Source organism: Wolbachia endosymbiont of Armadillidium arcangelii (assembly GCF_040207875.1).
Classification (GTDB): domain Bacteria; phylum Pseudomonadota; class Alphaproteobacteria; order Rickettsiales; family Anaplasmataceae; genus Wolbachia.
This window is the reverse complement of the sequence record NZ_CP157942.1, coordinates 198,665-216,492: the sequence shown is the minus strand read 5'-3', so window position 1 is coordinate 216,492 and position 17,828 is coordinate 198,665. Positions and strand designations below refer to the sequence as shown.

Here is a 17,828-nt window from a genome sequence, read left to right as displayed (position 1 = left end):
TATTGGATTTTAAGTGATTAATTGGCTAATTTAGACTAAATTTTTGTATGAACTAATTTGTTGAGCTTCGTTGCAAAAATTTCACACCTTTGTTTTCACAACCCTATATTTATGCAACGTGTTCTCACAAAGGTAGGTACTTCTTTGCAGTTTTGAAAAAGTAAACAATTAAACTCTTTGTGATGCTAATTTATAGTGTATTTTCATTGAATTATTGTTTTGGCTTCATTGGAATATATGCTAACATTAGTTTTGTGTAGTGGGGGTTAGTATTAAGAATTTAAATTGGAGGTGGTATGCTTTTACATGATGCTGTTAGAGAAGGTTGCTTAGATTTAGTTTCAGCTTTATTAAATCAAGGAGTAGGTGTTAATATACAGGATAATGATGGAGATACTGCTTTGCATTTTGCTAACCTTAATAACAACGTGGAAATACAAGCTCTATTGCAAGCTGCAGAACCCAATGGCAACATGAACAATGTGAATATGGAGAACTTATACGGACCAGGAATGGGCAGATGAAACTATTCTGGTAGGCAGGATGTTTTTCTTGTTAATTTTCGCTTGCATGTTACAATAAGTATCGAAGGTGAGGTGTATGCTATGAATAGTGAGATAAAAAACAAGCAATGTGTGGAATACGCAGAACAAACTAGCTCAAAAAGTTATTCTCCAGATTATTGGGCTTCACAGCCAAATATTATTCCAGTTAGTGGCGGCTTAAACGCGAGTAATACTGGTACCGATCTAAGCAATTTAAATTCAGAGAAAGGCTCGAACTCAAGCTGTGATTTAGGTAACTCTCTTCCTTTTTTAAAAGGAGATTCACCTTTAGCAGAAAAAGAAATACCATTGACTGATGAAGAGAGTTTGTTAAACGACGAATTTCATCAGAAGATGAATGATATAGAGGAAAAAAATGAACAAGAGTATAAGAAAATTAAAGGAGAAAAAGCCTGGACAAAGAGTGCTCTAAAAGATATTAAAGATGTAGTAGATGAGTATCTTAAAAAGGGAATAAAATTGAACTCATATTGTGACGACAATGGAACAACTGTAGTGAATTTAATATTTAGGAAAATGCAAGATGTTCTTGAAAAAGTAAACCCTGGCAGAGAGATTCGTTGTAGTAAAGATCCAGATCCAGCAATATAAAATGTGAGCATTATACTAGATATTGCTGAAGATTTACTATTAAAAGGCGGGAAAGTGCAGCGATGTCTTTTCTATAACGATAGGATGTCACATGCGACTATGGGATTCATAAATCTTCGTAATGAACAGTTTGATAACTATCTTTCTGGTGAATGTGAAAAAATTAGAAGCCGGCTAGAAGGAGCTGCGCGTGAAAGCATTGTGAACAAAAACAAACAAATTCAAGATGAGTTAGAAATAAACATAGATAATATATATTTTTATATAAAGTATCCACAAGGTAGTATTATTGAGATTGTAAAAATTACAAATGAATTGGAGGTAGAACATCTAGAATTAGAAGTCTGCGAGTTGGAGATAGGAGGAAGTAAAGTAATAGTTGAATTTAAAAAAGAAGAAAGAAATTACACTGACATTGCAGGTAGTGACGGTATAGTGTTAACTTTCTACACCAGCTTGGGGAAGTTAGAAGTTGAATTATATCTTGATGAGGAGGATGAAAATCTCATAGGGGTAGAAGTAAGAGATCAAGAAAAGTTAGAGAAATTGAAAAGTTGTAAAGAAGAAATAGGGCAAAATTGCTTATTAGGAGGTTTATCAGTTAATCAAGCTATAGAACAAGGGTATTTTGAACGATCTAGAGAGCTTTGTCAGTCTTCTGAAAGAGTTAGCTTATCTGAAAAAATTGAGGAAGCAGCATTGGAAGCAGTAAAAGATTTAGAGTATGGCGATATAGTAAACTCTTCGTCAAATTCCTGTAGAGAAAGTTATGCAGAAAATCAGGGTGCTAGTATGAACTCAAGTCACTCAGTGCAGCAACAAGTGAAGTGAAAATAGTAGGAGTTTAAGTATTTCAGTGGGAGTGTTAAATAAACTGTGTCAAACCAAGAAATAAAAATATAATTGATATAAAAAAACGGAGGTTTGACATGAGTCAAGTAAATAAAACTACCGGTTTGGTAGATTATAAAGAATTAGAAACCTGTCGTCTATACGAGAAGGAAGACCGTTGACAGGAAAGGAGGGAGCATTAACACCATTTATAAAAAAGCTGCTGGAGGCGAGTCTAGAAGGTGAAATAGAACACCACTTGTCTGGTGAAAGCGAAGAAAATAATCGAAGAAATGGGAAAAACTTTACGTACAACTCATTTGAGTTGTTAACACCTAGAGACAGGGAAGGAAGCTTTGAACCCCAAATAGTTAGAAAAAGACAAACAACAGAACTTGAAGCAAAGGTCTTAAGCACATTTGCCAGTGGCATGGAGATATAGCGTCACATATTGAGGAAATTTACGATCACAAAATATCGGCGGCAGAGATATCAAGTATTACTGACAAACAGTAATCAACGAATGGCGTAGTCGTCCGCTGCAGTCTGTATATCCGATAGTTTTCATGGTTTTTTAAGGAGTTGTGTAAGTAAATGTATGTATAATATATTAGCAAAATGGCAGAAAAGAAGTTTTATTTAGCTGAAAGTGAAGTTCTGGTTGGGAGTACTAAATGATCTCAAAGAGAGAGGAGTGGAAGATATTCTAATTGCATGTGTAGATGGGCTAAAAAGCTTTCCTGCAGCAATAAACGGTGTGTTCCCTAATGCAGAATGTGTATAGTGCATCAGATACGTAACTCACTGAAGTATGTAGCTAGTAAAGAGTTTTTTGAGTGATTTAAAGAAAAGCTTCAAGTAAGGAAATTGCCGAGAATTATCTGTTGGAATTAGATGAAAAATGGGGCACAAAGTACCCTATAATCTTGGCAGAATAATTGGGAAAACCTATCTGGTTATTTTAAGTATTCCGACCCAGTTAGGAGGATAATCTATACTACTAATCCCATAGAGGGGCTACATAGGCAAATTAGGAAATTCACCAAAACCAAGGGCTCATTTACTAGCATAAATGCCTTGTATAAATAGGTATATTGTGCTATAAAGAAAGTGGAGGAGAAATGGACTATGCCTGTACATGATTGGGCATTGACTATATCTCAGCTCGATATTTTCTTTCCCAACAGATTGAAAATTGAGTTGAATTAAAAATGCAGTTTGACACAGTTTATTTAACACTCCCAAATATAATAAATAAGATATCTACCTTAAATGGTTGCTATATTGGGCATATTCTCTTAACTTGACGCGTATGCTTCTTTGAACGTTCCCCGCAAAGTATTTAACTAAATCCAAGTTACCACTTTCAGCAGCATAGCGTATAGGTGTTTTATTGCTCATATCTCTAGCATTAACATCCGCCCCCTTTTCCTCTACTAGGTATTTAACCAACTCCAAGTTACCACTCTTAGCAGCATAGTGTAGAGGTGTTTTATCACTTTTATCTTTAGTACAAAGGCTTTCCCTTTTATCTCCTAAGTACTTAACTAGATACAAGTTACCACTTTCAGCAGCATAGTGTAGAAGTGTTTTACCACTTTCATCTTTAACACAAAGGCCTTCCCCTTTATCTCCTAAGTACTTAACTAGATACAAGTTACCACTTTCAGCAGCATAGTGTAGAAGTGTTTTACCACTCTTATCTACAGCATCAAAGGCTAGCCCTTTATCTCCTAAGTACTTTAACTAGATCTAGATTACCACTCTCAGCAGCATAGTATAGAAGTGTTTTACCACTCTTATCTTTAGCATTAAAAGCTAGCCCTTTCTCTACAAAATATTCAGCCAGATCCAAATTACCACTTTTAGCAGCATAGTGCAAAAGCGTTTCACCACCCACATCTCTAGCATTAATATCTACTCCCTTTTCCTCTACGAGATACAAAACTGAACCCAAGTTACCACTCCTAGCAGCATGGTACAGAGACATTTGATAGAAAGCACCTTTAACACTAGTTCTCTTTCCACTTGCTAGGTATTTAGCCAAGTCCCAATTATCATTGACAACAGCATGTTGCAGAGACATCTAATAGAAAGCACCTTTGACACTAACTCTAACTTCCTCTACTAGGTACTTAACCAACTCCAAATTACCATTCTTAGTAGCATAGTATATAAGTGCCCCACTATTTACATCCTTACTACTAAAGCCTACCCTTTTACCTACGAAGTATTTAACTAGATCCAAATTACCACCCTTAACAGCACAGAGCATAAATGTATTACTACCTGTATCTGCAGCACTAAAGTCTATCCCTTTATCTCCTAAGTACTTAACTAGATCCAAGTTACCACTCTCAGCAGCATAGCACACAACACTAAAAGCTACTTCGTCGCAACTTACAACCCTGTTACTAATTCTGTATGCATTAGAAATTTGATTTACACCCATTTCACCCTCCCTTATACATAAACAATGAATATACCACTGATTTCATATGCGCTGCATGCAAACCTTAACTATGCTCCACCACTCGTATCAATCACCCTATAAGAAGCTCAGCCATATCCATCAGTGCATTACAAATTAAGCATCTTTTGCTTTCACACAAGAACCCAACTTAATAAAGGTAAATACTACTTTTAACATTTGTTAAGTCATATTTAGAATTTTTTTTTGAAATAATTTTCGATGAAGATTTTTCATTAATTTTATATAAAATATTACTAAAAACTTAGATAATATAACCATCTCCAGCAACCAAGCTCATCTTTTAAAATTTTAAATAGGTTCTTAGAATCGGTATCCTATTTTCTGGAGATGTACATCAGATTTAGTTGATGCATAGTAGCTATAAATTTAACTCTGTTATAAATTCAATAAATTAAAATAGATATTCATAAGAATATTGCTTTCCGTAACTAAAGCACTTATAATCCCAGGTTTCAGACAAAGGTGATGCTATAAAGAAACTTTTTAATATGGTTATTAGCATCATTGTTTTATGCATACCAATATATATTACGCATGATTCCAAATGTCGTAGTTTCTGAATTGACAATAAAGTTTAATATAGGAGCAATAGAAATAGGGCAATTTGGTGGGTTATACTATGCAGGCTATGTATTAGCACATATTCCTGTAGGTATTCTCTTAGATAGATTTGGTTCTAAAGTTGTTGTACCGATTTGTATTGCACTAACATCCTTGGGTGCTTTACCTTTGGTTAGTTCTAGCAATTGGGGTTATTCTATTGTTGGAAGAATAATCACTGGCATTGGATCATCTGCTTCAGTACTTGGACTTTTTAAAATAATAAGTATCTATTACCATAGAGAAAAATTCGCTGTGATGTTTAGCATATCAGCTATTATTGGCATTTTAGGTGGTATATTTGCCACTAAACCATTACATATCTTATTTGATGAATTCGGGTGGACTTACTGTATTTATAATAACCGGATTATTGCTTGCTTTAACTACCTTTGTGTCTATACCTAGAGTTGGTACCTCAGACAAAATAAATATTGGAAATTTAAGCAAGGTTATATTCAATAAAGATATTTTATTGATAAGCTTATTCGGTGGTTTTATGATTGGGCCATTAGAAGGCTTTACAGATGCATGGTCTGCAACATTCTTGCATGAGATGTACGCTATAGATAGACACATTGCATATAGTATTTCAAAATGGATATTAATAGGTTTTGGGGTTTTATTATTTCCTTATGTACTAGTGAAGTATCCAACTAGAACGTGCAGTAATGATAAGCAGCCTATTCCTGGTGTTAATTGTGGAAATTGTTAACACTGCTTTTGAAACGACAATTGAGCGTATTTCCAGTGAACAACATATACTTTCAAAAAAAGTAAAAGATCTAGGTAGTGCAGCAGTTTTTCTCTCATTAATTAACTTCTTGATAACATGGATGATAATATTGACAGGTTAATACGAATGTTATTAAGATATGTTGTCAAACTCACCAATTAAAGTTTTTATATCTTGCGGTAAATCAGAGACAAATTCCATGTATTCCTTGCTTTTTGGGTGGTGTAATCCTAATTTGTAAGCATGTAGTGCTTGTCTATTGAAATTACGAATGAAACTAGAGTTTTTAGCATATTTTGTGCTTTTACTACTATTTTTGCCGTAAACTTGATCACCAACTATGGAATGTCCTATGTGGCTCATGTGGACTCGAATTTGGTGTGTTCTGCCTGTCTCTAAAGTGCATTTAACCAGGCTTGCTTGTCCTATAATTTTCTGCACTAAATAGTGAGTGATTGCTAATTTGCCTGTGATTTTTGTTACACACATCATTTCTTTATTACCGCGTTTGGGAGCGATATTAGTTTCTATAGTTCCCTGCTGGGAAGGTAATGCTCCCCAAACTACTGCTAAATATTCCCGCTTTATTTTACGATTTGATAACAATTCAGACAAAAAACCATGGGCTTCTTCATTTTTTGCAATTACCATTAGTCCACTAGTATCTTTATCAAGCCTGTGAACGATTCTTGGTCTTGCATCAAGGTAAGCGATAACTGCATTCAAAAGCGTATCATTGTTTGTCCCAGCACCTGGGTGCACTGTTAATCCACTTTGTTTACTCAGAACTATAATGTCCTCATCTTCATAGACAATATCAAGTTTTATGTCATAATTAGGCTCAATTGATGTGGATATGTCAGGTTGAACGAGATGCATCACATACTCTTCATCTGGTTTTACTATGTGGTCATTATTAATTATCGGTATGCCAAGTAATTTCACCTGCTCATTTTGTATCAATCTTTGCGCTTTACTGCGCGATATGTTGCATTTTTCAGCTATATAGGTGTCTAACCTTAATTTTTTCTCATCACTATTAATGTTTAAAGTTATGTCTATGGCAACTACCTTGCACAAGCTACTTCAAATGCTGCTTGAACATTTGGGTCTATAAACATTGTTGCACTAGACTCAATTTGCAGATCACCTCGTTTTTTAATATGGCAAGTCGTTTGAGAGCCATTTTTCCAGTGAATTATTATTTTATTATCAAAATTTCGTAATGTTGCCTCAACCTTATTATCTTTTTCTTCCAGCTTAATAGATTCTAATAAATAATATAGAAAGTCACTTGGTTTGCCGTTGATTTTTTCTTTCCATTCATCTGTTCTTTTTCGTTCAAATAAATCTTTTTTCTGCTGCCTTATTCTGTCTTGTTTTTCTAAGACTGCCATTTGTTCTTGTAGCTCCTTCTCTTCATCTACTAGTTGATCAGTATTATCTTCATTATCAGGCTCATGTGGTTGGTTGTGTTCTTCTAATAACTGTGTCTGTATCTCTTGATCTGCGGATTCATTAGTACTAGTTTGCATCTCTTTATTTGCAGATCCGTTAGCATTAGATCGACTACTGCTTCCTTGCCCATTTTGTTGAGGGTTGGGGTTATTAGGTGCGTTAGGCAGTCTTTCATCTACAAAAACCGCTCCAGATAATCCCATACGGGCTCCAGGTTTAAGTCTAGATATTCTATCTTCTAAAGTCTCTGCTAGATTACTCAAGTTGTTTACTAAACTCATTACCTTTTCTACGTCCACTTCACTCAGTTTATCTTTTACGTCTTTGCTAACTTCTTTACACAGAACATCCACACTTTCACTAATATCTTTCAGGCAGGCAGTTATTTCTTTACTAGCAGTTGTTTTCACCTCATCTACATTTTTCTTTATATCTTTTTCTAATTTATCAAGTAAAGCTTTGAGATCCTTCCCTATACTGTCAAGCGTTTCTTTAATGTTAATATTTGCAGGCTTTAAAAGACTATTATCAAGTAAATCGCAAGCTTTTTTAAGGTTACTGTCAAATGAGTTGCAAAACGGACTAAGTAGTTTTTCCATTAGAGATATTAGTTCATTTTCCCTTTTACCAAGCTTATTTTCTACCACTGATACAACCATGCCCTTTCCAGACCAGTATGGAAATAGAAGACCTAAAGAACTGTGTTTTCTAATAGTATGATTTTCATGATCCACGCTATTACTTATTAGATTGCTAAGTGTTGATATGATGCATAAAAGAATAGCGACTAATAAAGCTATTAATATTATTGGAGCATTAATGGATTGTGATGTTGCTGAAACTACTATAATAGCACCAAATACATATGATCCAGTAAACAAGAGAATCCTATTTCTATTTTCTGTTTCTATATCTTCTAGTATTTCTCTCTGCGTCTTAGAAATTGGTAAAACTATTGAAAGCTTTTCCCCCCTTTTATCTAAATTTGTTACAATTTCAATTTTTTTAGCTTCTTGAGCAATCTGGCTGTACTGTTCGTCAACTTGATAGTTTCCTATTTTTTTATCTATTTCATTCTCTTTTATTTTTTGTGTATTTATAAAGTTTATAATAGCAGTAAGTAAGAAAACTGTAAGAGGAATAAAGGCAAGAGGTGCTGGCGTGAACGCAAATCCAGCAATACTTACTGTAACAGACTGAATAGAAAAGGCAGTAAATGCTATAAGAGTAGCAATGGTACTTGCTATCGATATAGTACCAGAATACTTTCTTATAGAGCTCAAAACTCTACTGGGCTGGTCAGAAAGTTTTCTAAATCCTAAAAAATCAAAATAGTCTTTGAAAGGATCTTTAGTGTCTGTAACCATAACATTTTTCTAGTTTGAATTTATTTAGGTATACATTAACCAACCTTAAAATCAAGTTTCTTAATTTTTCAACATATGCCAAGGCCTATTGGAGCGCACTGTATTAATCTTTACGTAACGATTTGTTAACCAAGCAGAATGTGTGCCATACGTTCCTAAATCGGCATATTTGATAGTTTTAGTATTACAAACTGAATAGTTGAATTCACTTAGTTGGATTATTAAATCAACTTTACCACAATTTTCTAGAATATCTTCTTTTTTGTAAGCTAGCAACACTGACTTACTATTTCCTTTATTATATATACAGCCATAATCGTTGCACTTTAGTCTTTTATCTGGATTGCTATATTTTGTATGATTCAAAATTTGGTTCTGCCCATTTTGCTTCGCCCATGTTTTGACAACAAAGTTCCTATTTTTCCTGGTGAGAGAATATAGTAAGTTATCACTTTCTTTTACAGCAACATTATCAGCATTTATTAGGATGTCGGGGGTTTTATATGCGGTGCTAAAGCAAATACCCAGCACAATAAAGAAAATTCCCAAGAAACGCCAATTTCTTTCCCACAAGCACAGCCACAATAAACCAAGTGTTATGATAATAATTGATGAGGCAGGAAAAGTGCGAATGGGAATAATTAGATACTGAAGATTAGCTATTGCATTTGTTATGTACAAAACGCTTTCAATTGGTCGTTCTATTAGCGGCGTTATAATCCACTCAATGCCTAAGGGAATCAACAAAACATAGATTATTCCAAGTGGAATAATAATGAGTGTAACTATTGGTATGGCAATCAGATTTGTAATAATGCCGCTGATTGAAAAATAATTAAAATTATATATTGTATATGGAACCGTTGCTAAGCTTGCTATTACTGAGCTGATCATTATCGACACAAAATATTTTATTATTTTTATTTTTAAAAATTTATTGGCATTAATCTGATAACTGGCAACCAACGCCAAGACAGCAGAAAATGACATCTGAAAGCCTGGTTTTAAGATTGCTTCTGGTTCTATTATAAGTATCACCGAAGCAGCAAACGCAATTGCTATTAATCCTCGATATTTTCTCTCTATCATTATTGCAACGAGTACTAAAATCACCATAATGTAGGCACGCTGAGCGGAAATTTGCATACCAGTGATCAATAAATAAAACGTGGTTGGTAAAATAGTAAGGAATGCAGATATTTTCTTGGTGTTATACTTAAGAGTCAAAGTTTCAGATATTGCGAATAAATTACGAAATACTATAAAAAATAGACCAGCAACGAACGATAAATGTAGACCAGATATAGCGAATAAATGTGCTATACCTGAGTCTCGTATTGCATTCATAGTTTTTTGATCTATCCCGTCTTTTTTGCCAATTAATAATGCAGAAATTATGTCCGCATGTGGTTTTTTGGTATTTTGCTGCAGGTTTTCATAGATATACTGACGGAAAGATTCTATATACTCCTGAAATTTCCTTGCTTCAGCCTTCTTGTGCAGGACTATTTTGCTTGTTGCAAAACCTGTTGCACTTATTTTCTGGTAATATGCTATTCGTGCAAAATCATATGCATACTCCGAAGGCGCAATCTTTAGAGGGAAGAGTTTTGCTGATAATTTTACTTGATCGCCTATTTTAATGCCTTCTTCCACTTTAGTTATAACTGATATTCTGATGTTATCTAGAGCTCTATCCGGTGTCATTCCAGCGCGTGACCATATCTTTTTTTTCTGGATCCCAGTATCAAGTACTGGGATGACAAAAGGGGGTGCTGGGATGACAGGAGAGGATTTTGAGATAGTAGAGACAGAAAGCAAAAATTGTTTATATGAGCCCCTATCGTTAATATCCTTCACTGTAGCAACAATATCTTTTACGTACTTTTCTTTGTCGAGGATTTTAGTGTCTATTGAAGCCGTTCTTAATTTGCTGGCTGTAAATCCTACAAGCACTGCAATTAAAGCGATACATAATATCGCGTACTTTTTATGTAATATGGCAATCAAAATTAGTATAGGTGAAAGCAAAAGAAAAATAGATATACAGCTTGGTTCACAATTTAGGGAAAAATAGGTTAAGGCCCCTACACACTGAAAAACAGGAACCCACAGTATCAGGTTATATTTTTCATTGCGTAGATTGTTACGTATATAATTTACTATTATGTTAAAAAAGGTTAATAGATACATAAATATACGTAATAGTGTGATTTTATTCTTTATATTATTTATTATTGCATATATAATAATAAATAAGCAACGACGCGGGATGGAGCAGCTCGGTAGCTCGTCAGGCTCATAACCTGAAGGTCGTAGGTTCAAATCCTACTCCCGCAACCATCTTCCAACTGTACAAATATTGTGGTTTCAGATAGAAACAACTTGACAAATTTCGTCAACCTCATTACCATGAGAATGAAGCTATATTATTTAACTTCCCAATCTGTGCAGATTAAAACGACAAGAAGACTTGTATTTGGTGTACTATTTTTGCACTATGTGCATCCTATGTCTTTACAAAATTTTCGGGTTTTTACCCACATAAGCTGAAAAACGCTGTTTAAGACATCACCCAACGTCAAATTTTAAAATAAAGAGTAGAGTAACTAGCTATTACGGGGATTCTTTGTCTTTTTTTTTGCTGGTAAACTTCTTAATGTTTATAGCTAAAAGAGTCAGTAAATACTTGATTCAGAAATTCTAATAAGTTGGTGAATATAGCAAGCATGAAAAAAATTCAAATAAGTTGCCAAGAGCAATATAAAGTATTCTTGCTTAAAAACAGTAGCTGGCATAATGATAGCTCGAATCTACAAGCATTCCAGAGATTTCTTGGGTTAGTTGATCCGAATGCACTATGTTCATTTCAGCAATTTCTTGGGCAAAAAAAGGTTATGGAGCTTTTGGTACAACATATGAAGGATACCAGACCTAGCTCATCAGTAGATAACAGTTGACTTATCGAAAATCAATATCTCTGCACCCAGCAAGTGATGTGAAAACCTGTACAGTGGAGCGCATCAGGTTAAGAAAAACTTGATGAGAAAAAAGAAGTAGTCTATTAAAGAGAGTTTATAATGAAAAGACAAGTTTCCCAACTTTAGGATAAGGGAGCTTACTTGGATGACAAGAAAGGCTGAATAACATCAAGCGCATATCTAAAATTAAGGATATAGTTGTTCTATTTTCCAATTGCTTTCTTCAACAAGAGTATATCTAAACCTGGTATGTCTCCTGTGTTCACCCTCTTGCCAAAATTCAATTACTTTTGGTATTACACAAAATCCCATCCAAAAGTCAGGACGGGGAACTTGTGTGTTGTAAAATTCCTTCTCCTTCAATTTGATGGCTTGCTCAAAATCTTGCCAATTTTTTAGAACGCTCGATTGTTTTGAGCACCATGCGCTAATTTGACTATCGCGTGCTCGAGAAGAGAAATATTCGTCAGCCTTTTTACCGCTTAGAAGCTTAACCTCTCCTTCAATTCGTACTTGTCTAGAAAATTCTGTCCAGTGAAACACTAACGCAGCTTTGGGGTTCTCAGTCAATTCTTTCCCTTTTTTACTGTTTACGTTAGTGAAAAACACAAAATCTTCTTTGCTGTATTCCTTTAGTAATACTACTCTTGCAGATGGAATACAGTCTTTGCTACAAGTTGCTAGTGTCATTGCAGGTGGTTCTCTATATGACGAATTGAGTACTTCTTCATACCACTTTGAAAACAAATCAAAAGGATCTTTTTTAGGTAAGAATGTCATATTCAAAAATAAAATTTAATTCTGACATGAATTGCAAAAATAAGTGCTACGCCCATTTTGTCGTATAAGTGTTATGATATTGTTGCAGATCTTGCAAGGCTTTTGCACTTTACCATATACGTAAAAGTTATTTTGAAAGTATCCAGCAAATCCAGATGGCTGTGCATAATCTTTCAGTGTTGAACCACCAGTAGCAATTGCATCACTCAGAGTATTTTTTATTTCAGTAGCAAGTTTTTTGCACTCTGTATATGTCAAGTCTTGTGCTGGCCTAAGTGGTGATATGCAGGCTCTAAATAAACTTTCAGAAGCATATATATTGCCCACCCCAACTATCAATTTATTATCCATTAATGCAGATTTGATATTTACTTTTTTGTTCTTCAGCAACTCCCGCAGATAGCCTCCACTGAATTCATCTGTGAGAGGTTCTATTCCGAGGTTATTAAAAAAGTTTAGTTCTTGTTCTCTGTTTAAAACAATCACTAATCCAAACCTTCTTGGGTCATTAAAGATTATTGAAGTGTTGTCAGAAAATAAAAATACCACGTGATCGTGCTTATTCCGCACTTGATCGTGGTCAGCATATATAAGCTTTCCGCTCATGCCAAGATGTATGATTATAGCCGAATTATTATCTGCGTGCCAGATTATATATTTACCTCTACGCTTGATATCGTTTATAATTTTGCCCTTTAGCAAATCATCAATATTTTTTGTTATTGGGGTACGTAAATTCCAATTATTAACTATAACATTACTAATTTGCTTGTTTTTAATTTTATCAAGCAAGAAGTTAGAGATTACTTCCACTTCTGGGAGCTCTGGCATCTTGTCTACTCTGTTGCTGTTTTTTTCTTTTTAGAATATTTTGCTTTAAAGCTTTTGCCAATCTTTTTTTCTCTTCTTCTTTTTCCTTATTTTTTTTCATGTTATTCATTATCATAATACGTGAACTTGCCGTTGTAGCTCAGGTGGTAGAGTACGTCATTGGTAATGACGAGGTCCCAAGTTCGAGTCTTGGTAACGGCACACTGATTACACTTATAATATTGCATAACTTGCAAGCAAGGCTTAAAAGAAAGTTACAGAGGTAGGTTATCATGCTTTTTCCATATCCTTTCTACTTTCTTGTTTTTGAGTAGCTCTAGCGCTTTGTGAAAGTGATACCTTGTTTTACTTGGCACTATTATATCATCAATATACCCATGTGATGCGGCAAAAAATGGATTAGCGAACTTTTCTTTGTACTCTTTAGCCAGTGTTTGTTGATCTTTTTCACGTCGAAATATAATTTCAACTGCACCCTCAGGGCCCATCACAGCTATTTCAGCAGTTGGCCAAGCGTAATTTATATCACCTTTTAGATGTTTAGAGTTCATGACAATATATGCACCACCATACGCTTTTCTGGTGATCAAACTAATTTTCGGCACGGTCGCTTCAGCGTAAGCATAAAGCAATTTTGCTCCGTGCTGTATTATATTATTGTATTCTTGATTTGTACCTGGCAGAAACCCTGGAACATCAATAAGTGTGATGATGGGAATGTTAAATGCGTCACAAAACCTTACAAACCTTGCAGCTTTTCTTGAAGAGTCAATATCCAAACATCCCGCAAGATGCATAGGTTGATTTGCAACAACACCAACAGTGTTACCTCCAATTCTACTAAAACCGATTATGATGTTACGAGCAAAATCGGGTTTTAGTTCAAAGAACTTCCTTTCATCACACACCTTTTCAATCAGTTCATACATATCGTAGGGAGTATTAGGATTATGAGGAATTAAAGTGTTTAAAGATTCATCAACATCATCGACATCATTGCAGATTGGTACAGGTTTCGGGGATTGTTGATTATTTGCCGGCAAAAAGGTGAAGAATTCACGCATTTTTAGCAGCATTTCAACATCATTATTAAATGCAAAGTCTGCGACTCCTGTTTTGCTTGTATGGATTTTTGCTCCACCAAGATCTTCGTGGCTTACGTCCTCGTATGTAACTTTTTTTACTACATCTGGCCCGGTTATAAACATGTATGAGCTGTTTTTCACCATGAAAGTAAAGTCAGTCAGTGCTGGAGAATAAACTGCACCACCAGCACATGGACCCATGATTAGAGAGATTTGTGGTACAACGCCTGATGCATTTACATTCCTTTGAAAAATTTCTCCGTAACCAGCAAGGGAACTTACTCCTTCTTGGATTCTAGCTCCACCAGAATCGTTTAGTCCGATAATTGGAACCCTGGCATTAATTGCCATATCCATAATTTTGCATATTTTTTTTGCATGTGATGCACCAAGTGATCCGCCAAAGACAGTGAAATCCTGAGAGTAAACAAAAACTTTTCTGCCATAAATAGTACCGTGGCCAATTATAACGCCATCACCTAAAAAATTAGCATTTTGCATGCCAAAATCAGTTGCGTGATGTTTTACAAATTTATCATATTCTTGAAATGAATTTTCATCTAGCAGTATACTCAGCCTTTCTCTAGCGGTTAGCTTTCCTTTTTCATGTTGCTTGTTAACCCTAACAGGACCGCCTCCTTTTTCAGCTTCTAATGTTTTAGTTTCTAGTATTTGAAAGTCTTGCATATCAAGGGAAGTTATTTTTCAATAAGTTAAGTATACATTACTTTTTTGCAGTGTCTATTTTGACATAAACACCTTCTTAAGGTCTAACGAAATTGATGAAACTGCACGTGGTTACTGCGACTATCAGAAACAGATTTATAGTCTAGCATTTTTAACGCCAAGCAATTGTACACTGTTAAACAGTGTACATGCTTTGTCTATCAGCTTACACTGTTAGAACTTCCTTAGAATGCTGAGATAGATTAGTATCGTCTAGATTAGAAGAAGGCGCATTGCTTTTTGTTTGCACAAAGCTTTTGGCAGCTTCAATGACCTTGCTTATACGAGTCTCTTTTTCTAGCTCTGCACAATGCTTTAAGAAGACTTCACAGCTTTTATCATCCATATGTACCATTATATTGCCAAAATCCTCAGCTTTTTCAGAGAATAAAACCATTTCAATTTTTTCATCGCCTACTTCAAAGGTCATTTTTACTTTGCCTTTTACACCGTGATATTGTCCATCTCTTATTTTTATTGTATTATCTTTTCCAACTTTTAGTATTCCCTCTAAATTTTGAAATTCTGAGTTGTTCAAAAATTTTGCAGGACTTACAATGCTTTTTTCTGAGTATTTTACACAATAAAACGCATTATCTCTTTCTACTATAACTCTGTCTTTTTCACCATGATCAATACTTTCACTTGCAATTTTCTTTAGGTTTTGTAAGTATTCTTTACGTTTTTCGATTATACCTTCTGGCAATAGTTTTAACACTTTTTCACTTACATGATTACCTTTTGAAACTAGATCATACACTTCTGATAAAACAGGCTCTAGTTTGCGTTTGCCGTCCTCATTAATGTTTACGTCATTATTTTTGAGATGGTGAAGCTTCTTTATCATATAATCTAGTATTGGTCCATCTCCTCTACTTACATACACTGGCGCGCTAAACATGATCTTTTCTTGTTTCCAATGCTTTATAGATTTTTGAAACCCCTCTGCCATATTTTCTACAGCTACAGTTATAGGTTTGTCTGATGCTATGTTATATTCAAACTCTACTGTATACATATCACGCAACCCAGCAAAGATGTTGTCTGCCATCTTTTCGTCAACATGCTCATGTATTGCTGCGGTTGGTATAAACTTTTCTCCAAATCTTTGTGAATTTTTTTCTAATACATTCCCCTGTAACTTTTGTTGTTCTGATTCTAAACTTTGTACTTGCTCGAATGCTAACATAACTACCCTCCAACTTTATATAATAAACTTAAGATAAAATATCCCAATTTCAGAATAAGTATATAATCTATCAAGTCAATAGTTAAAATGAAAAATTTTGATTATAATCTACTATGTACAAAACATGCTCTTAAACTATGCTGAAAATTGCTATAATAGGCCTTCCAAATGCAGGTAAGTCAACTCTTTTTAATAGGCTAATAAGAAGAAAAGCAGCGGTAGTTAGTGACATTCCAGGAGTAACGAGAGATAGACGAGAAGGAGTTGGAAGAATTAGCGATTTGGAGTTTAAAGTCATAGATACAGGAGGATGGAACGATCAAACCAGTTTTTCACTACAAGTTATTGAACAAATAGAGTTTTCTTTATTGAGCGTAGATGTAGTTTTCTTTCTTGTTGATGCAAAAGTGCAAAATGAGCAGAACAAAGAGTTTGCAAAGTGGCTGAAGAGAAAAACGAATAAACCTGTAATACTAATAGCAAACAAATGTGAAAGTCATAAATCGGAAAACGTTGATTATTTGCAGTTTTTCAATTTCATAGGTCCGGTATACATCTCAGCCGAACATAATCTTGGTATGGTTGATCTTTACGATGCATTAGCTGGTGTTATTGAAGGTTTTAGTAAAGGCACTGAGCTGCCTGAAAGTGAGTCCATTAGACTGAGGATTGCGATCATCGGTCGCCCAAACGTTGGAAAATCAACTTTTTTAAACAGTTTACTTGCAGAAAATAGACTAATAGTAAGCTCAAAACCCGGTACCACGCGTGACTCTGTGGATATCTCATACGACCATAATGGAAAACTTATCACTCTCATCGATACTGCGGGAATCCGTAGAAAGGCAAATGTTATTGACAATTTAGAATCAAGATTTGTTGAAAAAAGCATAGAGTCAATAAAGCGCTCTCATGTGGTAGTTTTAATGCTAGACTCCCTGCTTGGCGTTGAGCAGCAGGATTTATCAATTGCTGAAGCTGCAATTAAAGGGGGGAAGGGAATTATCATTGTTTTAAATAAGTGGGATTTAATAGGTAAGGATGACAGAAGTAAGCTAATAAAATTTGTCAAACAACAGGAAGTGACTCGGTTATTTTTGGAAGTGCCAACTGTAACAATTTCTGCGTTGAAAGGTATGCGCTGCGGTGATGTAATAGATAAGTGTCTTGAAGTGAGTGAATCCTTGAACAAGAAGATCAGCACTGCAAAACTGAATAAGTGGCTAATAGATGCTGTGGAAAAACATTCTCACCCACTTGTAAAAGGTAGAGAGATTAAAATGAAGTATATTGCTCAAATTGGCACCAAACCTCCGGCTTTTTCTTTGATATGCAATGTCCCTGAGAGTGCTGATGAAAATTATAAACGTTATTTAACTAATGGTCTTAGAAAAAACTTCTTTGTTGAAGGCGTACCAGTCAGATTACTTTTGAAAAAGAATAAAAATCCCTATGTAAAGTAGGTAATCTTGTTTTATTAAGAATATAGCTTTTTGTCTTATTAGTATTGTTAATAAGTGAATAATATTACTTAAATAAATAGTTGATAAATTAATATTACATAGTAAAGTATTAACTTATTTAGTACTTTTG

The 17,828-nt window shown here is 34.7% G+C and carries 19 protein-coding genes, 2 tRNA genes and 2 pseudogenes; 11 read left to right on the top strand and 12 right to left on the bottom strand.

The window, feature by feature from the left end; genetic code table 11:
• Window positions 1-296: 296 nt before the first annotated feature.
• The 4 genes and pseudogenes from ABLO99_RS01085 to ABLO99_RS01070 all read left to right on the top strand — a co-directional run bounded on the left by ABLO99_RS01085 (window position 297) and on the right by ABLO99_RS01070 (window position 3,197).
• Window positions 297-524 (top strand): ankyrin repeat domain-containing protein, encoded by a 228-nt coding sequence (locus tag ABLO99_RS01085; RefSeq protein ID WP_349967867.1) that lies wholly within the window; start codon window positions 297-299, stop codon window positions 522-524.
• A gap of 81 nt (window positions 525-605) precedes the next feature.
• Window positions 606-1,157, top strand: a complete 552-nt coding sequence (locus ABLO99_RS01080; protein WP_349967864.1) for a hypothetical protein — start codon at window positions 606-608, stop codon at window positions 1,155-1,157.
• Between the two features lie 3 nt (window positions 1,158-1,160).
• The gene (locus ABLO99_RS01075) at window positions 1,161-1,988 is read left to right on the top strand and encodes a hypothetical protein (RefSeq protein ID WP_349967862.1); all 828 of its coding nucleotides are present in this window, start codon (window positions 1,161-1,163) and stop codon (window positions 1,986-1,988) included.
• Window positions 1,989-2,086: 98 nt separating this feature from the next.
• A pseudogene (locus ABLO99_RS01070) lies at window positions 2,087-3,197 on the top strand (IS256 family transposase).
• 54 nt (window positions 3,198-3,251) lie between these two features.
• Here the strand turns inward: ABLO99_RS01070 and ABLO99_RS01065 are convergent.
• The 4 genes and pseudogenes from ABLO99_RS01065 to ABLO99_RS01050 form a co-directional block, all read right to left on the bottom strand.
• On the bottom strand, window positions 3,252-3,545 hold the full coding sequence (locus tag ABLO99_RS01065; protein WP_349968545.1) for an ankyrin repeat domain-containing protein: 294 nt from the start codon (window positions 3,543-3,545) through the stop codon (window positions 3,252-3,254).
• Window positions 3,546-3,548: 3 nt separating this feature from the next.
• Window positions 3,549-3,656 (bottom strand): annotated as a pseudogene (locus ABLO99_RS01060) (hypothetical protein); the annotation flags it as partial.
• 58 nt (window positions 3,657-3,714) lie between these two features.
• Window positions 3,715-4,074: an ankyrin repeat domain-containing protein gene (locus ABLO99_RS01055; RefSeq protein ID WP_349967860.1), complete on the bottom strand. Its 360-nt coding sequence runs from the start codon at window positions 4,072-4,074 to the stop codon at window positions 3,715-3,717.
• Window positions 4,075-4,440 carry an ankyrin repeat domain-containing protein gene (locus tag ABLO99_RS01050; protein WP_349967857.1) on the bottom strand — a complete coding sequence of 122 codons (366 nt, stop codon included), beginning with the start codon at window positions 4,438-4,440 and terminating at the stop codon, window positions 4,075-4,077.
• A 603-nt stretch (window positions 4,441-5,043) separates the two neighbouring features.
• On the opposite strand from ABLO99_RS01050, the gene ABLO99_RS01045 reads away from it, so the two are divergent.
• The 3 genes from ABLO99_RS01045 to ABLO99_RS01035 all read left to right on the top strand — a co-directional run bounded on the left by ABLO99_RS01045 (window position 5,044) and on the right by ABLO99_RS01035 (window position 5,939).
• The gene (locus tag ABLO99_RS01045) at window positions 5,044-5,490 is read left to right on the top strand and encodes an MFS transporter (RefSeq protein WP_237350128.1); all 447 of its coding nucleotides are present in this window, start codon (window positions 5,044-5,046) and stop codon (window positions 5,488-5,490) included.
• A 91-nt stretch (window positions 5,491-5,581) separates the two neighbouring features.
• Window positions 5,582-5,797 carry a hypothetical protein gene (locus ABLO99_RS01040; protein ID WP_238580422.1) on the top strand — a complete coding sequence of 72 codons (216 nt, stop codon included), beginning with the start codon at window positions 5,582-5,584 and terminating at the stop codon, window positions 5,795-5,797.
• A complete protein-coding gene (locus tag ABLO99_RS01035) occupies window positions 5,754-5,939 on the top strand; it encodes a diacylglycerol kinase (protein ID WP_349967855.1) in 186 nt (61 codons plus the stop codon). The genes ABLO99_RS01040 and ABLO99_RS01035 overlap by 44 nt, the downstream gene beginning before the upstream one ends.
• A gap of 11 nt (window positions 5,940-5,950) precedes the next feature.
• On the opposite strand, the gene ABLO99_RS01030 is transcribed toward ABLO99_RS01035, so the two are convergent.
• The 3 genes from ABLO99_RS01030 to ABLO99_RS01020 are packed head-to-tail and all read right to left on the bottom strand — an operon-like array spanning window position 5,951 to window position 10,836.
• The gene (locus tag ABLO99_RS01030; protein WP_410543675.1) at window positions 5,951-6,898 is read right to left on the bottom strand and encodes an RluA family pseudouridine synthase; all 948 of its coding nucleotides are present in this window, start codon (window positions 6,896-6,898) and stop codon (window positions 5,951-5,953) included.
• Window positions 6,886-8,643, bottom strand: a complete 1,758-nt coding sequence (locus tag ABLO99_RS01025; protein WP_349967853.1) for a hypothetical protein — start codon at window positions 8,641-8,643, stop codon at window positions 6,886-6,888. Before ABLO99_RS01025 ends, ABLO99_RS01030 begins: the two co-directional genes overlap by 13 nt.
• A 60-nt stretch (window positions 8,644-8,703) precedes the next feature.
• Window positions 8,704-10,836 carry a ComEC/Rec2 family competence protein gene (locus tag ABLO99_RS01020; RefSeq protein WP_349967850.1) on the bottom strand — a complete coding sequence of 711 codons (2,133 nt, stop codon included), beginning with the start codon at window positions 10,834-10,836 and terminating at the stop codon, window positions 8,704-8,706.
• A gap of 73 nt (window positions 10,837-10,909) precedes the next feature.
• Here ABLO99_RS01020 and ABLO99_RS01015 point away from each other — a divergent pair.
• Together ABLO99_RS01015 and ABLO99_RS01010 are read left to right on the top strand one after the other, a co-directional pair.
• Window positions 10,910-10,986 (top strand) — tRNA-Met (locus ABLO99_RS01015).
• 386 nt (window positions 10,987-11,372) lie between these two features.
• Window positions 11,373-11,603, top strand: a complete 231-nt coding sequence (locus ABLO99_RS01010; RefSeq protein WP_349967847.1) for a hypothetical protein — start codon at window positions 11,373-11,375, stop codon at window positions 11,601-11,603.
• Between the two features lie 207 nt (window positions 11,604-11,810).
• Here ABLO99_RS01010 and pdxH read toward each other — a convergent pair whose 3' ends face one another.
• From pdxH to ABLO99_RS00995, 3 genes are read right to left on the bottom strand one after another with little or no spacing between them, the layout of a single operon-like run.
• Complete coding sequence (gene pdxH / locus ABLO99_RS01005) at window positions 11,811-12,404, bottom strand: pyridoxamine 5'-phosphate oxidase (RefSeq protein ID WP_349967845.1); 594 nt, start codon at window positions 12,402-12,404, stop codon at window positions 11,811-11,813.
• Window positions 12,405-12,419: 15 nt separating this feature from the next.
• Window positions 12,420-13,235, bottom strand: coding sequence for a bifunctional DNA-formamidopyrimidine glycosylase/DNA-(apurinic or apyrimidinic site) lyase (gene mutM, locus ABLO99_RS01000; protein ID WP_349967843.1), 816 nt, complete (start codon window positions 13,233-13,235; stop codon window positions 12,420-12,422).
• On the bottom strand, window positions 13,201-13,335 hold the full coding sequence (locus ABLO99_RS00995; protein ID WP_349967842.1) for a hypothetical protein: 135 nt from the start codon (window positions 13,333-13,335) through the stop codon (window positions 13,201-13,203). The genes mutM and ABLO99_RS00995 overlap by 35 nt, the downstream gene beginning before the upstream one ends.
• Window positions 13,336-13,363: 28 nt before the next feature.
• Here ABLO99_RS00995 and ABLO99_RS00990 point away from each other — a divergent pair.
• A tRNA-Thr gene (locus ABLO99_RS00990) sits at window positions 13,364-13,436 on the top strand.
• 53 nt (window positions 13,437-13,489) lie between these two features.
• Here ABLO99_RS00990 and ABLO99_RS00985 read toward each other — a convergent pair.
• Both ABLO99_RS00985 and ABLO99_RS00980 read right to left on the bottom strand, forming a co-directional pair.
• Entirely contained in the window at window positions 13,490-15,007 is a 1,518-nt protein-coding gene (locus ABLO99_RS00985; protein ID WP_349967840.1) for an acyl-CoA carboxylase subunit beta, read from the bottom strand.
• 205 nt (window positions 15,008-15,212) lie between these two features.
• A complete protein-coding gene (locus ABLO99_RS00980) occupies window positions 15,213-16,235 on the bottom strand; it encodes a hypothetical protein (RefSeq protein ID WP_238580424.1) in 1,023 nt (340 codons plus the stop codon).
• A 137-nt stretch (window positions 16,236-16,372) separates the two neighbouring features.
• On the opposite strand from ABLO99_RS00980, the gene der reads away from it, so the two are divergent.
• The gene (der, locus tag ABLO99_RS00975; protein ID WP_047759529.1) at window positions 16,373-17,698 is read left to right on the top strand and encodes a ribosome biogenesis GTPase Der; all 1,326 of its coding nucleotides are present in this window, start codon (window positions 16,373-16,375) and stop codon (window positions 17,696-17,698) included.
• Window positions 17,699-17,828 lie beyond the last annotated feature (130 nt).

Excerpts from the sequence above, each read along its gene's own strand:
- ABLO99_RS01085 (WP_349967867.1), top strand. The coding sequence starts at position 297 with ATGCTTTTACATGATGCTGTTAGAGAAGGTTGCTTAGATTTAGTTTCA.
- ABLO99_RS01080 (WP_349967864.1), top strand. The coding sequence starts at position 606 with ATGAATAGTGAGATAAAAAACAAGCAATGTGTGGAATACGCAGAACAA.
- ABLO99_RS01055 (WP_349967860.1), bottom strand. The coding sequence starts at position 4,074 with ATGTCTCTGCAACATGCTGTTGTCAATGATAATTGGGACTTGGCTAAA.
- ABLO99_RS01050 (WP_349967857.1), bottom strand. The coding sequence starts at position 4,440 with ATGGGTGTAAATCAAATTTCTAATGCATACAGAATTAGTAACAGGGTT.
- ABLO99_RS01040 (WP_238580422.1), top strand. The coding sequence starts at position 5,582 with ATGATTGGGCCATTAGAAGGCTTTACAGATGCATGGTCTGCAACATTC.
- ABLO99_RS01035 (WP_349967855.1), top strand. The coding sequence starts at position 5,754 with ATGATAAGCAGCCTATTCCTGGTGTTAATTGTGGAAATTGTTAACACT.
- ABLO99_RS01025 (WP_349967853.1), bottom strand. The coding sequence starts at position 8,643 with ATGGTTACAGACACTAAAGATCCTTTCAAAGACTATTTTGATTTTTTA.
- ABLO99_RS01020 (WP_349967850.1), bottom strand. The coding sequence starts at position 10,836 with ATGTATCTATTAACCTTTTTTAACATAATAGTAAATTATATACGTAAC.
- ABLO99_RS01010 (WP_349967847.1), top strand. The coding sequence starts at position 11,373 with ATGAAAAAAATTCAAATAAGTTGCCAAGAGCAATATAAAGTATTCTTG.
- pdxH (WP_349967845.1), bottom strand. The coding sequence starts at position 12,404 with ATGACATTCTTACCTAAAAAAGATCCTTTTGATTTGTTTTCAAAGTGG.
- mutM (WP_349967843.1), bottom strand. The coding sequence starts at position 13,235 with ATGCCAGAGCTCCCAGAAGTGGAAGTAATCTCTAACTTCTTGCTTGAT.
- ABLO99_RS00995 (WP_349967842.1), bottom strand. The coding sequence starts at position 13,335 with ATGAAAAAAAATAAGGAAAAAGAAGAAGAGAAAAAAAGATTGGCAAAA.
- ABLO99_RS00985 (WP_349967840.1), bottom strand. The coding sequence starts at position 15,007 with ATGCAAGACTTTCAAATACTAGAAACTAAAACATTAGAAGCTGAAAAA.
- ABLO99_RS00980 (WP_238580424.1), bottom strand. The coding sequence starts at position 16,235 with ATGTTAGCATTCGAGCAAGTACAAAGTTTAGAATCAGAACAACAAAAG.
- der (WP_047759529.1), top strand. The coding sequence starts at position 16,373 with ATGCTGAAAATTGCTATAATAGGCCTTCCAAATGCAGGTAAGTCAACT.